Annotated in this window: 10 protein-coding genes and 1 pseudogene; 6 read left to right on the top strand and 5 right to left on the bottom strand. The window is 63.4% G+C overall.

What is annotated here, in order from left to right; all coding sequences use genetic code 11:
* The coding region (locus tag EN906_RS08060; RefSeq protein ID WP_164777127.1) for a four-carbon acid sugar kinase family protein at positions 1–843 on the bottom strand (843 nt) is incomplete at its 3' end.
* 146 nt (positions 844–989) lie between these two features.
* On the opposite strand from EN906_RS08060, the gene EN906_RS08055 reads away from it, so the two are divergent.
* Positions 990–1,727, top strand: coding sequence for a GntR family transcriptional regulator (locus tag EN906_RS08055; protein ID WP_127267755.1), 738 nt, complete (start codon positions 990–992; stop codon positions 1,725–1,727).
* Positions 1,728–1,760: 33 nt separating this feature from the next.
* On the opposite strand, the gene EN906_RS08050 is transcribed toward EN906_RS08055, so the two are convergent.
* The 3 genes from EN906_RS08050 to EN906_RS08040 all read right to left on the bottom strand — a co-directional run bounded on the left by EN906_RS08050 (position 1,761) and on the right by EN906_RS08040 (position 6,931).
* Positions 1,761–2,990: an aminotransferase class III-fold pyridoxal phosphate-dependent enzyme gene (locus tag EN906_RS08050; RefSeq protein ID WP_127267756.1), complete on the bottom strand. Its 1,230-nt coding sequence runs from the start codon at positions 2,988–2,990 to the stop codon at positions 1,761–1,763.
* Positions 2,991–3,109: 119 nt separating this feature from the next.
* Positions 3,110–4,672 carry an ABC transporter substrate-binding protein gene (locus EN906_RS08045; protein WP_164749072.1) on the bottom strand — a complete coding sequence of 521 codons (1,563 nt, stop codon included), beginning with the start codon at positions 4,670–4,672 and terminating at the stop codon, positions 3,110–3,112.
* A gap of 84 nt (positions 4,673–4,756) precedes the next feature.
* Positions 4,757–6,931 (bottom strand): alpha-ketoacid dehydrogenase subunit alpha/beta, encoded by a 2,175-nt coding sequence (locus EN906_RS08040; RefSeq protein WP_127267758.1) that lies wholly within the window; start codon positions 6,929–6,931, stop codon positions 4,757–4,759.
* A 278-nt stretch (positions 6,932–7,209) separates the two neighbouring features.
* On the opposite strand from EN906_RS08040, the gene EN906_RS08035 reads away from it, so the two are divergent.
* The 3 genes and pseudogenes from EN906_RS08035 (at position 7,210) to EN906_RS38950 (ending at position 7,788) form a co-directional block, all read left to right on the top strand.
* Entirely contained in the window at positions 7,210–7,491 is a 282-nt protein-coding gene (locus tag EN906_RS08035) for a type II toxin-antitoxin system ParD family antitoxin (protein WP_023811572.1), read from the top strand.
* Positions 7,488–7,628 (top strand): annotated as a pseudogene (locus tag EN906_RS38955) (type II toxin-antitoxin system RelE/ParE family toxin); the annotation flags it as partial. The gene EN906_RS08035 and the pseudogene EN906_RS38955, both read left to right, overlap by 4 nt.
* 25 nt (positions 7,629–7,653) lie before the next feature.
* The gene (locus EN906_RS38950; RefSeq protein ID WP_306663811.1) at positions 7,654–7,788 is read left to right on the top strand and encodes a hypothetical protein; all 135 of its coding nucleotides are present in this window, start codon (positions 7,654–7,656) and stop codon (positions 7,786–7,788) included.
* A gap of 45 nt (positions 7,789–7,833) precedes the next feature.
* On the opposite strand, the gene EN906_RS08025 is transcribed toward EN906_RS38950, so the two are convergent.
* Positions 7,834–8,613: a LuxR C-terminal-related transcriptional regulator gene (locus EN906_RS08025; RefSeq protein WP_127267759.1), complete on the bottom strand. Its 780-nt coding sequence runs from the start codon at positions 8,611–8,613 to the stop codon at positions 7,834–7,836.
* Positions 8,614–8,725: 112 nt separating this feature from the next.
* On the opposite strand from EN906_RS08025, the gene EN906_RS08020 reads away from it, so the two are divergent.
* Together EN906_RS08020 and EN906_RS08015 are read left to right on the top strand one after the other, a co-directional pair.
* Positions 8,726–10,885, top strand: coding sequence for a hydantoinase/oxoprolinase family protein (locus EN906_RS08020; protein ID WP_127270869.1), 2,160 nt, complete (start codon positions 8,726–8,728; stop codon positions 10,883–10,885).
* Positions 10,886–10,898: 13 nt separating this feature from the next.
* The coding region (locus tag EN906_RS08015) for a hydantoinase B/oxoprolinase family protein (RefSeq protein ID WP_127269095.1) at positions 10,899–13,099 on the top strand (2,201 nt) is incomplete at its 3' end.

The raw sequence follows: 13,099 nt of genomic DNA, 5'->3' as shown, positions 1-13,099 counted from the left end.
GTTTTGCGCAAAGCGTTCGAGCTGTTCGATGGTGCGGTCGGCAACGCTGCCGGCCAGCACCGCCGCTGGGCCGTTTATGGCCGGCAGGCTGGCGGTAACGAGATCGACTGAATTCAGCAGCCCATGCGTGAGCCAGGCCGGTGGCAGATGCGCGGCGACCGAGGAATTGCCGGTCATCAGCGGCAGGTCGAAGGTCGCTTCCGCGATCGCAACCAGGTCGCGCTCGCGGATCGTGTCGGTGACCAGCAGCGTCTCGCCGCCCGCGCTGTGCTCTCGTATGGCGTTGCGGATGGCCTCCGCCCCGGCATCGACGACGAGATAGGGCACCAGCCCGACCTTGCCTTTGCTCTGCGCCTGCAGCACGCGAACCAGATTGGAATCGGTCATCGGCGTCAGCGGATCGAAGCGCTTGGGCGATTCACCCAGCAATTGGGCGCCGCCGAACATGTGTCCCTGATAGACGGTGCGGCCGGTCTCACACAGCGCCGGAGTGAACAGCGTGACGCCGCCGCCGAGGCGCTCGAGCAGCGCCTCGGCGCAAGGACCGATGTTGCCGGCAGGTGTCGAATCGAAAGTGGCGCAATATTTGAAGAAGATCTGCCGGGCACCAGCTTCAAGCAGCCGGTCCGCCGCCTCCAGAACCTGGCGCACCGCATCGCTGGCCGCGATGACGCGGGTCTTCAGCAGGATCACATGGGCAAGATTGCCTGGTGGGATCGGCGCACTCAGTCCGACCGTGCATCCCGTTGGAATGCCGCGCGCCACCAGCATCGACGCCAGCTCGGTGCCGCCGGTCAGATCGTCGGCTATGGCGCCGAACAGGAGTGAAGGCGTCGCGGTCATGCGCCCCGTCTCATGTCCGTCTGCACCATGGCTGCCCGTCTCGCAGTTGCCTGTCTCATGTCGGTGGTCAGGCCATTCGTGGTATCATATACACAGCCCACGCGACGCAGGCGACGCCGGCGCCGCTGCAAGAACGGAGAGCGGATGTGACTGCTTCTATCGCGCCGATCGCGCGCGACAATCTGACGACGCGCGTCTACGAGGAGCTTCGCCGCGCCATGATGGAGGGCCGCTTCTGGCCGGGCCATCGCTTCAAGATCCGCGACCTTGCCGCCAGCCTTCAGGTGTCTGAGACGCCAGTGCGCGAGGCGCTGATGCAGCTGGTCCGCGAAAAGGGTCTGGAGATGGAGGCCGGTCGTTCGATCACCGTCGCCCAGCTGTCGCTGGCCCAATATCTGGAGTTGCGCAGCATCCGGCTGCATCTCGAAGGCATGGCGGGGGCGGCGGCAACAACGCGCATCGAGCCACGGGAGATCGACCGTCTGGCCGAGGTGCATGACAGACTGATTGCCAACGAGGACAATGGCCATTGGTTCGAAGCCGTCCGCGACAATTGGGAATTCCACCATTCCATCTACCAGGCGGCGCAAATGCCGGAGCTGCTGGCGATCATCGAGGGCATCTGGCTGCGCAACGGTCCGCTGGTGAACTATCAATACCCGCACGCCAGGCCGACCTACGACGGCCGCCACCGGCACCTCGACATTCTCGACGCGCTGCGGGCGCGTGACGAGAACGGCGTGCGCAAGGGCATTCAGCAGGACATGATCGAAGGCGGACGCCTGTTGGTCAAGGTTCTCGAACGGCTGAACGACGGTGCGGTCACGCCCGAGGAACTGCGCCGCGCGGCGCAGAACGGCCGCCTGGTGTCGGCCGTCGGCTGAGCGATTTGTTCCTTCCCACCGCATCGGCGCTGGTCACGCCACCTGCGCCGCTGCGGCCATGCCGGCATCGGCAGCCTGCAGGGCGAGATCTATGTCTTTTGCGGTATGCGCGGCACTCAGGAACATGTTGTGCCGGGGGTGGAAATAGGCGCCCTCGCGCAAGGCGGCCGAGCAGAAGGCGTCGGCCTTTTTGAATTCGGCATCGCCGTCGAAGAGCACCATCGGCATCGACACCGGGCCGGTCTGGCGAAGCGACAGGCCATGCTTCTTCGCTGCCGCATCGAGGCCTGAGCGCAGCCTGTCGCCGGCTTCAGTCATCCTGGAGATGGCGTCGGTGTCGCGCAGCGTGTTGATGGTGGCGATCGCGGCGGCCATGGCGACGGCGCCATACCAGAACGACCCCGTCACATAGACCTTGGTCGCGGCTTCGCGAAACCGGTCGGTGCCGGTGATCGCGGCAAGCGGATAGCCATTGGCGATCGCCTTCGAGAAAGCGGACAGGTCCGGCCGTACGCCGAGCGGTTCCCAGCTGCCGGCGAGATCGATGCGGAAGCCGGCCCTGACATCATCGACGATCAGCGCCGCGTCGGCGGCGGTGGTGAGCTCGCGCGCCCGTCTGGCGAAGGCGGCGGTCGGCAGTTCCTGGTCGCGGGCGATATCGTGGCGGAAAGCGGTGACGACGACGGCGGCAAGATCGCTGCCGGCCTGCTCGACGGCTGCCTCGAGGCTGGCAACATCATTGTAGTCGAAATGGACGATATGGGCGCGGTCCTCGGCGGTGACGCCGGCGAGCGAAGGCGTGCACCACGGCACGGCGCCGTGATAGGAGCCGCGCGCGACCAGCACCTTGCGCCGGCCGGTGCCGGCGCGTGCGATCGTCACGCAGGCCGTGGTGGCGTCGGTGCCGTTCTTCTGCAGCATCGCCCAGTCGGCATGCGCGACGGTCTTGACCAGCAGTTCGGCCAGCTCGACCAACACCTCGCCAGGGCCGTTCATCGCATCGCCCAGGCGACGCTGCCGCTCGGCCGCTGCCTCGACCGCCTGGTGATGGTGGCCGAGGATATTGGGGCCCCAACTGCACATCAGGTCGATGTACTCGCGGCCATCGACATCCCAGACCCGGCAGCCGTCGGCGCGCTCGAAGAATTGCGGATAGGCGGAGCCGAGATAGCGCGTCGCCATGTGCCCCCACATGCCGCCCGGAATGACCGAGGCCGCGCGCTCGCGCAGCAACTGGTCTTTGGAGTTGATCAGGGAAGTCATAGCGAGTTCTCCGCGTATTGATATATCATATATTGATCTTAATGCTGGAAGAACAGGATTTGCTGACCGTCCAGGATGAGGAAGCGGGAGGCGGCTGGCCGCCTCCCGCATCTTTTCGCTCAGTGGCTGAGTTCCGCCAGCGGGAGGTTGCAGCAGGCGCTGTAACGCACGCCCTTGACGTCCGATTTGTAGGCCAGGATCAGGTTCGGGCTGATCAACGGCAGGATGATCCTGTCCTTGATCATCTCCTCGCCGGCCTGATGCCACAGCTTGGCGGCCTCGTCGCCGCTTGCCGCAAGGGCTGCCTTGTAGATATCCGCTTCCTTCGGATTGAGCACCGACGGGTCGCGCACCGCGCCGGCGCGGCGCGCCCACGGGCTGCCCTTGGTCATGGCGAAATAATCGACGTATTGCGACGTGCCGTAATAGTCCGGCGCGTAGAACACCGCCGTCATCGGGATGCCGTCGCCATTGACGCGTTCGCGCCAGTTGGCGAAGGGGATCGGCTGCAGGTCGAGCTTGATGTTGATCTTGGCCAAATCCTGCTGAACCTTCTGCATCAACAGCGACAGATCGACGCCATAGACGTTCATGCCGGGAAACGCCGCTTCCATCTCGAAGCCGTCGGCATGGCCGGCCTTGGCCAGAAGTTCCTTTGCCTTGGCGACGTCATAGGGTTGCGCCTCGAAGCCCGAACCGCCGGGGAAGCCGAGCGGGATCGGTGCGCTGATCAACTGGCCCTCGGAGCCGATGGTGAAGTCCAGGATGCTCGGACGGTCGAGACCGAGCGAAATGGCCTCGCGCACTTCGGGCGTCAGCGGAACCTTGTTGGCCTTGGCGCCGGGCGACAGCGCCACATAGATGAAATTGTAGGACGGCACGGTCTCGATTTTCACGTCGCTGCCGGTCATCGTCTTGGCCGTGTCCGGGTCGATCTGCATGGCGATGTCGGCGGTGCCGCTCTGCAGCATCTGTGCCTGCGCCACCGCATCCTTGGTCTGGCGGATGACGACTTCGCTCAGCGCCGGCGCGGTGCGCCAGTACTTGTCGTTGCGCGCCAGCCGCAGTTCCGAATTGGGCTCATAGGATTTCAGCACGAACGGCGCGCTGCCGGCCGAATGCGCCAGGAACCAGGCCTCGGCATTGTCTGTCGTCGAAGCGTCCGCATCGGCCTTGGCGCCGGCTTCGGAAGCAACCTTGCTGTTGACGACCGCTGCGTAGGGCGCCGCCGCGATGTTGAGGAATTCGGAGCTCGGCGCGACCATCTTGACGACCACCGTATGCGCGTCCGGGGTCTCGATCGAGGCGACATTGTCCATCAGGAACGAGGCGCTGCCCTTGAGGTTCTTTAGCCTCTCCCAGGACCATTTCACGTCCTTGGCTTCGACCGGCGAACCGTCCGAGAATTTGGCGGCCGGGTCGAGCGTGAAGGTGAAGCTGCTCTGGTCGGCATTGCCTTCCCATTTGGAAGCGAGCAGCGGGATCAGCTTGTTGTCCTTGTCCAGCGTCAGCAGCGATTCATAGACGCTGGAATTGTAGATCTGGCAGGTGTCGCAGAAGGCGCGGTGCGGATCGAGCGAGTTGAGGTCGATGTTGCGCGCAATGACCAGCGGCTTGCTGTCCTGCGCGAACGTGGCCGGCGCCCAGAAGGCGCTGGTGGCCAGCAGCACGGCTGCCAGCATCTTCGCCCTGGTCTTGTTTCTCTGTAGGATGCTCATGTCAGTTCTCCCATTTTCTTGTCGGATCTTTGTGGCAATGCGTTCGCTCTATCCACCCACGGCAGTGAGGGATTGAAGCGCGGCCTTGAGCTTTTCAGCGCCGCCCAGTGCGGCGCGGTTGAGCGGGGCCGATACGACGGGAGCCGAGAGGCTTCCCGTCACATGCAGGATCTCGTGATCGAGATAATCGAACACGCGATCCTGAATCTCCTGTGTCAGTCGTCCGCCAAGCGATAGCCCACGCTGCACCTGTTCGATGACGGCTACCCGGTTGGTCTTGCGGATCGAGGCCTCCACCAGCGGCCAGTCGAGCCCGGTCGGGTCGAGGCTGCGCAGGTCGATGATCTCGGCATCGACGCCGGTCTCCTCGACCACCTGGCTGGCGACGGCAACCATGCTGGCGCTGGTGAGCAGTGTACAGGCGCTGCCCGGCCTGACGATCTTCGCCTTGCCGAGCCGCACGCAATAGTCGCGGTCGTCCGCAGGCACAGGGCCTTCGCTCGGGAACAGCTCGACATGCTCGATGACGACGACCGGATCGTCGCATTTCAGCGCTGAATTCATCAGGCCGATATAGTCGAAGGGCGTCGTCGGCGCGACGATGCGCCAGCCGGGAAACAGGGCGAACAGGCCGGACGGATCGCCCGAATGCTGCGAGCCGTAGCCGGTGTGCGGCGAGACGCGCACCCTGACCACGATTGGCACCGGAAAGCCGCCGCCGAACATGTGGCGCACCTTGCTGACCGCGTTGAACAGCTGGTCGGCGGCAACCAGGCAGAAGTCGCCGAACATGATCTCGACGATCGGCCGCAAGCCGCAAAGCGCTGCACCCAGCGCCACGCCGACAAAGCCATTCTCGGCGATCGGCATCGCCAGCACACGCTCCGGCCAGCGCTCCAGCGCGCCCTTTGTGGCGCCCGAAACGCCGCCGCGCAGCCGGTGCACATCCTCGCCCATGATGATGATGCGCGGGTCCTGCTCCATGGCGCGAGCGATGACCTCGGACGCGGCAACCATGAACTTGACCGGCCTGGTGTCGGCCGGCGGCACGTCCTCGATCTCGAGGAAGCGCTCGCCCTTCAGTTCGGAAAGATCGCCGCGGATCTGGTTGTCGACGTCGCTTGGGTCCGGCCACAGATGATCAGGAATGCGCAGCGCGTTGCCGCTCATCTCGGTCAGGGAATCGGCAGCGGTGTTGACCGCCTCCATGACGCGCTGGTCGAGTGTCCCGAGGTCCGAAGCGTTCAGGATGCCCATCGTCTTCAGGCGAGCCGCCATCGTCGCAAGCGGGTCGCGCGCTTTCCAGACGTCTTCCTCGGCGCGCGTGCGGTAGCCGAATTCGCTGCCCGGGCGGGCGCCGCTCTGGTGTAGAAACCGATAGCAGAGCGCCTCGACCAGCACCGGGCCGCCGTCTTCCTCAATCGTCCGGCGCGCCTCGCGCATGGCATGGTGGACTGCCACCACATCCATGCCGTCGCATTCGATGCCACGAAAGCCGAGCATAGGTCCGCGCGAGGCCAGCCGCGTCTCGCGCGTCTGCTCGTTGATGTGCGTGGAGACGGCATAGAGATTGTTTTCGGCGAAAAAGATCACCGGCAGCCGGTAGAGCGCGGCGATGTTCATCGCCTCGTAGGCCGGTCCCGCCATCATCGTGCCGTCGCCGAAGAAGGCGACCGAGATGTTGCCGGTGCCGAGCAGTTTGTTGGCGAGCGCATAGCCCGCCGCGTGCGGCAGGTTGCCGCCGATAATGGCGCTGGTGCCTGGGATGCCGGAGGCATCGTCGCGCATATGCATCGAGCCGCCACGGCCGCCGCAATAGCCTGACTTGAGGCCCATGATCTCGGCCATCAGGCCGCGAACCGATCCCTGCATGCCTGGGTTGAAAGCATCATGCAGCGGGTCGAATCCGCCGGGCGTCTGCGCGTTGACAAGCTTGGCCAGCACCTGGTGATGGGCACGGTGGGTGCCGTTGATGCGGTCGCCGGTGCCGAGCACGGACATGGCGCCGACCGCCGTGGCCTCTTGTCCGATGCTGGCGTGGGCCGGACCATGCACCAGCCCGGCATGGGCCAGATCGAGCACCTTTTCCTCGAAACGGCGGATGAGCAGCATCTGGTGATACCAGCGCACCAGGCTCGACACCTCGGCGTCGGTCCAGTCCGAATCATCGACATCTAGCCGCAACCAGGGCGCCGATGGCTGGATCGATGTCTGCTGGACCATGTCAGCTATTTCCGTTCTGGTAGATGATATATCAAATATTTTCTTAGTCGATTGGGCCGTTCATTTTTCCTGGGGCACGATGCTGGCTAGAAGGTTGCAGGCAAATGGAATTAAATTTCATTTTTGCGAGAAGGCAAAGACTAAGCCGGGACGGCGCGGTTCCGCAAGAGGAATTTTGAGACTGCTAGCAGTGCCGATGTCGGTTTCTTGGGCCGACAGGTTTTCTAACGTATTGGATGTTGGTATGATATAATCACACCGACATTATAGGAGAAATCATGGCTGCCACCGAAAAGCGCACCTTCAGCCTGCCAACAGAGCAGGCTGCTTTCATCGACCGTCTCGTTGAATCAGGAACCTACGCGACCAGCAGTGAAGTGATCCGCGCCGGCCTTCGCGCCCTGCAAGAGCGCGACGCGGCCGTAGAGCGCTGGCTCCGCGAGGAGGTTGTGCCGACCTATGACAGGTGGAAGGCGGATCCTTCCCGAGTTATCCCAGCCAACCAGGCTTTTGACGACATCCGCGCTCACCACGCCGCCCGCTTTAAGAGGGATGTGTGAAGCGCCGGCATATTGTTCTGTTGCCGGAAGCCTTAGCGGACTTAAGATGGATATACGACACCATCGAGATCGCCGCCGGCAACGTCACGGCCATACGCTATATCGAGCGTATCGAAGCCTACTGCCAGGGTCTCGACTACGCCTCGGAGCGCGGAACACGCCGTGACGATCTGCGGCCAGGGCCTTCGGGTTGTCGGTTTCGAGCGCCGTGTAACGGTGACCTTTACAGTCGAATCCGACCAAGTGGTGATCTTCCGTGTGCTCTATGGCGGCGCCAATTGGGAGGATGAGCTCTAACCTGCAACGGGAAAAGCGTAACCCGCTTAGCTGTCCGAACCCGGGCTATCGGTCGACCCGATGCTGGAAGAACTGCAAAAACAATTCCCGCTCCGTGGTGATGTCGAGCTTCTCATAGATGCGCCGGCGATGGTTCTTGACCGTGCCGACGGTGATGCCGAGGCGTTCGGCGATGTTGGCCGTCGGGTGACCGGCGAGGATCAGTTGGACCAACTCCCGCTCGCGCAGTGACAGCTCCGGCCACAGGCTGGCTGGAATGGTCGGTTCCTGGCGGGGCGAGGCGCCGAGGCCTGTCGGCGCTGACGTGCGGGAGAATTCCGTTCCGCGCGCCTTGATGTCGAGCGCATGCAGCGCCTCGAACACCGGCAGCCGTTCATCCAGCAGGGCGATCTCGCTGTCTTTGAATAGCGTGGTCGAGCGGTCGAGGAAGATGCCGAGGCACCAGTCGCCGCCGTCCGCCAGCATGATGCCGACCTCGTCGCAGATCTCCGACTGCGCCAGGAAGCCGGCTATGTACTGGCCGCGCTTGGCCTCATCGTTGGCAAGCCGTTTCAGCGGCATGATGCCCAGCCTTCGCTCGCGTCGCCACGACGCATAGAACGGGTCGAAGACATAGTAATTGTCGAGATAGCGCCGGACCATTTCGTCCGAGAAGCGTCGGTGTTTGATGAATTCGGGTGTCTGCGTCGTCGAATAGCGCGTCACCGTGACGAGGTCGTGCTCGATATCCGCGCCGATCAGGTCGATCAGGCAGTCGACATGCCTGTCCGTGCCGGTGGCGGCGATCGCTTTGGCGAGCGGCGCCCAGATGGTCCCCATGCGCATGCCCTTTTTTCGGCGATGTCAGCTCAGCCGTCATTATGTCTTTAGGCATATGGCGCGAAGCCGCCCATCGAATCTAGCCTTGCGTCAACCTAGACCAGATCCCGAGGCGACCGTGACCCAACCCAATCTCACCGGCCCCATCGTCGGCAATCCAATCGTCATCGGTATCGACGCCGGCGGCACCATGACCGACACGATTCTTGTCGATCAGGACGGCCACTTCAAGATCGGCAAGTCGGCGACCACGCCGAAGAACGAAGCCGAAGGTTTTCTCGCGTCTGCCGAGGACGCGGCGGATGCCTGGGGCATCTCGCTGGAATCATTGTTTTCCGGCGTCAACGTCGTGCTCTATTCCGGCACCGGCATGCTCAACACACTGTTGTCGCGCACCGGCCGCCGGCTCGGCCTGATCACCACCAAGGGCCTTGAGGACATGATCCTGATGGGCCGCGGGCTGCAGGCCTGGGCCGATTATTCCTACGCCGACCGGCTGCACGCGGTCACGCATCATCATCCCGATCCGCTGGTGCCGCGCCGCCGCACGCATGGCGTCACCGAGCGCATCGACCAGTTCGGCGACGTCGTGCTGCCGCTCTACGAACACGAGGTCTCCATCGCCGCGAAAAAATTGATCGCCGACAAGGTCGAGGCGATCTGCATCATGACCATCTTCTCGCATGTCAATCCGGTGCACGAGAAGCGCATCGCCGAGATCTGCCGCGCGGAGGTCGACAGGGCCGGCGCCGACATCATCGTCTACACCAGCCATGAGGTCCGCCCGGTCATCCGCGAGCAGTCGCGGCTGAATTCGGTGCTGATCGAGGCCTACGCCACCTCGCGCGGCCGCAAGCAGCTTAGGGGTATCGAGGACGTCTCGAAGAAATACGGCTTCAAATATGGCGTGCAGACGCTGCTCTCCTTCGGCGGCCTGACCTCGATCAACCATCCGCGCCTGCACGAAACCATGATCTCCGGCCCGATCGGCGGCATCCTCGGTGCTGCCTATGTCGGCAAGCTGATCGGCAATGATTCGCTGATCTGCTCGGATATGGGCGGCACCTCTTTCGACATGGGCGTCATCACACGCGGCCAGACGCGAATCGAGAACGAGCCGCTGATGGACCGTTTCAAGCTCAACGTGCCGACGCTGCATCTCGACACGATCGGCGCCGGCGCCGGCATGATCCTCAAGGTCGATCCCCTGACCAAGAAGGTCTCGCTTGGGCCGGAAAGCGCCGGCTCGGATCCCGGTCCGATCTGCTTCGATCGCGGTGGCACCGAGCCGACCATCGCCGATTGCGACGCCATCCTCGGCCGCCTCAACCCACACTATTTCCTGGGCGGCAAGGTCGTGCTGCAGGTCGAAAAGGCGCGCCGCGCCTTCGAGGAAAAGTGCTCCAGCGTGCTCGGCGTTGGTGTCGAGGAAGCCGCGGAAGGCATGATCGACATGCTGGAGTCCGATGCCAACAACGCGCTGCGCCGGGTCATTTCCGGGCAAGGCATCCATCCCTCCGAATTCACGCTGCTGTCCTATGGCGGCTCGGGACCTTTGCATCTGGCCGGCTGCTCCAGGGGCATCGGCTTCAAGGACATCATCACCTTCCAGTTCGCGGCCGCCTTCTCCGCCTTCGGCTGCACCACGGCCGATTTCATGCGGCGTCATTCCGTCTCCACCCAGCACGACATCCCGTCACGCGCCGACGAGGCTACGCTGGCCGCCTTCGGCGCCAAGGTCACCACGGTCTGGAACGACCTGACCAAGGCAGCGGTCGACGAGATGATCGCCGACGGCCATACCAGGGAGAAGATCAGGACCGTGCCGTTCCTGATGATGCGCTACACCGGCCAGCTCGAGGACGTCGAAGTCATGGCGCCGCTTGCCAAGGTCGGTTCGGCCGACGACATGCGCAGGGTTATCGACGAGTTCGAGGCGGTCTATGCCAAGGTCAACCATCGCGTGTCGCGTTATGGCGAAGCCGGCTTCACCATCACCGAACTCGGGCTGATCGCCACCGCCGACAAGGTCAAGCCGGTGCTGCTCAAGCGGCCGCTCGGCGCCTCCAACCCGGCAGCCGCCCACAAGGGCGTGCGCGAGGCCTATATCGGTGGGCGCTGGCACAAGGCCAATCTCTACGAGATGGATCTGCTTCAGCCAGGCCACGAAGTCATCGGCCCGGCCATCATCGAACATCCCGCCACCACGCTCGTCGTTCATCCGCAGGACCGTGTCCATGTCGATGAATGGACGCTGCTGCACTACACCCACGCTTGAGAGGGCGACCGCCATGTTGGACAAACCTGCCTCGGCCCTGCGCCTTCGCGAAAGACTGCTCGATTCCGAGCGGCTGATGGAAGAGACCGGTTGCTATGACGGCATTACGGAACTCACGCTGCGCAACCAGGATCCGCTGAAATTCGAGACGCTGCACACCAAGCTACGCGCCTATTGCGTCTCGGCGCGCGAAATGGCGCGCCGCATCTCGGCCTCGCCCGGCGTGCGCGAGGTCGGCGAAATGGTGGTCGCCATCTACACGCCCGAGGGCGACGCCATCGCTCTCTCCAACGGCATCATGGTGCACGTCCATACGATGAGCCGCTTCATCAAATGGATGATCAAAAACGGCTACGAGGACAACCCGCGCATCCGCGAAGGCGACATTTTCGCCAACAACGACGCCTTCATAGGCACTGTGCAGGTGCCCGACGTGATGGACGTGGTGCCTATCTTTCATGAAGGCACGCTTGTCGGCTGGGCCGGCGCCGTCTGCCACGAGCTGGAGGCTGGCGGCATTACCCCAGGCGGTGATGTGTGTCTCGCGCAGGAGCGCTTCACCGAGGGTCTGTTCGTCTGCGCCGAGAAGATCGGCGAGAACGACGAGATCCGCCGCGACTACGTCATCCGCTGCGAGCGCAATCTGCGAATGCCGATCTACTGGGTGCTCGACGAGAAGGCCAAAGTCGCATCCTGCATCGACATGCGCGAAAGCGTCAAGCAGCTGATCTCCGAGATCGGCCTCGACTACTGGATGAAGGTGTCGAAGGAGTTCATCGAGGAAGGCCGCCGTGCCCAGCTCGCCCGCACCCGCCAGCTCACCGTCCCCGGAATCTATCGCGGCCACACTTTTTACGGCCACGTCACCGCAGGCAAACCCGGCTTCCAGCTGCTCGGCGATCCGGACTGGCTCTACAACATCCCGATCGAGATGGAGATCACCACCGACGGCAAGATCACCATGGACTTCGAGGGCACGCAGCCCTGGGGCTACCATTCGATGAACTGCACGCCGGCCGGCATGGATGGCGGCATGTTCGTCACCTTGACCCAGCACATGAATTTCGAAGGGCTGGTCAATGACGGCGCGTGGATGGCGACCGAACTGAAACTGCCGCACGGCACCTGGACCAACCCCGACAACGAGATGGTGGCGACCGCCACCTCATGGGCTTTGCTGCTGCCGGCCTATGGCGTCTTCCAGCGGCTTTTGTCGCGCAGTTTTGTCGCCCGCGGCTTCGTCGAGGAGGCCTTCGTCGGCCAGGTCAACAGCCCGATGATCGAGATGGGCGGCGAGAGCCAGTACGGCACGCCGTTCGGCATGGCCCATTTTGAATGCGCCGCCGCCGGCTCCGGCGCGCTCGCCATCAAGGATGGTCTCGACACCGCCTATGTCGGCTGGAACCCGGAATCCGACATGGGCAACATCGAGGTCTGGGAACAGTCGATGCCGATGGTCTATATCGGCCGCTCGATCGTGCCCAACTCCGGCGGTGCCGGCAAATATCGCGGCGGCTGTTCCTTCGTCTCGACCTGGCTGATCAACAAGACGTCGCATCTGCGGCTCCACACCTCCGAACATTCTTCGCGCGTGTTCGACAATGGCGGCATGTGCGGCGGTTATCCGGCGCCGACCTGCCAGAAGCATCGCGCCGTGCGCAACTCAGACATTCACGAACTCGCGGCAAAAGGCGAACCGCTGGCGCATGCGCCCGGCATCGATCCGCATGTCTCCGACTACGAGCGGAACATCGGTGGCGACCATGTCGTGGTCGAGGGCCCCTACATCACCTCGCCGCACAAATCCGGCGACATCTTCAGCCATTCCTACAATGGCGGCGGTGGTTACGGCGACGTACTGGAGCGCGATCCGATCAAGACCGCCTGGGATGTCGAGAACGGCTTTCTCACCCGGCAAGCGGCGGACCAGGTTTTCGGCATTGTGCTGAAGGACGATGAAGACGGCTATCCCATCGCCGATATCGACGCCACGGTCGAGCGCCGCGCCGCCATGCGCAAAGAGCGTCTGGCCAAGGCGGTCCCTGTGGTGGATTGGATCGCCAAGGAGCGTGGTCGTGTCGAAAGGGCCGATTTCGCCCCCGAGGTGAAGAAAATGTACGCCAGCGCGATCAAGCTGTCGCCGCGCTTCACCAGCGAATTCAGCGAGTTCTGGAACGTCGATGCCAGATCGATCTTCATGCCGGGAGCAAAGCC

The organism is Mesorhizobium sp. M7A.F.Ca.CA.004.06.1.1 (assembly GCF_003999135.1).
Taxonomy (GTDB): Bacteria; Pseudomonadota; Alphaproteobacteria; order Rhizobiales; family Rhizobiaceae; genus Mesorhizobium.
The sequence above is the reverse complement of the archived record's forward strand: the minus strand, read 5'-3'. Positions and strand labels throughout refer to the sequence as shown.